The 669-nt window shown below is 72.3% G+C and carries 1 protein-coding gene; it reads right to left on the bottom strand.

Features of this window, described 5'->3' with window-relative positions:
• Nucleotides 1-669, bottom strand: a 669-nt coding sequence (gene sctD, locus HMPREF3115_RS25175; protein ID WP_070556561.1) for a type III secretion system inner membrane ring subunit SctD, incomplete at both ends; no start/stop codon positions are given.

Genomic DNA, 669 nt, shown 5'->3' with positions numbered 1-669 from the left:
CCGCTTGCCAGCGGCGGCACGGGCGGCGCCGGCACGCGGGCCGGCGCACCGGCCGACGTGCCGCCGAGCGGCATCGTGATGCGCTGGCCGTTGCGCTCGAACACGACTTCGTCCGGCCCGATCGACACGACCGTCGGCCCTTCCTTCAGCCGCGCACCCTCGAAATAGCGGCTGCCGTCGACCGTCTCGATATAGCGCTGGTCGCCGTCGCCGGCGAACACCGTCGTGATCTCCGGGATGCCGGCCGAGCCGCCGAGCGTCGTCGTCGTGCGCGGTGCGTCGGCTTGCGCGTCGCGCACATGGTCGACGACTTCGAGCGCCGGCCGCGCGTCCTTCATGTAGTTGCGGATGCGCGGCTCGAGCTGCGCGCGCGGCGCCGTGCCGGTCAGCTCGATGCGGCCGCGCCCGAGATACGCGACGGTGAGCGCCGTGTCGCTGAAATAGGTCTGCGCGGTCGCGACGAGATCGCTGACCACGTAGACGGTGCCGAGCGCCGCGTTGTCGACGCCCGACACGATCTGCGCGACGCGTTCGCGCGCGGCCGGATCGGCGACGTAGCCCGATACGATCACGCCGTCGTCGCGCGGCGCGACCGCGAGTTCCGGATACGCGTGCAGCAGCCGCTGCAACCGGTGCGTGCGCGCGAGCACCGCGTGAAGCAGCACGTTC

The organism is Burkholderia sp. HMSC10F09, assembly GCF_001806955.1.
Lineage (GTDB): Bacteria > Pseudomonadota > Gammaproteobacteria > Burkholderiales > Burkholderiaceae > Burkholderia > Burkholderia multivorans.
Note: the sequence above shows the minus strand (reverse complement) of the source record. Positions and strands in the feature narration are given on the sequence as shown.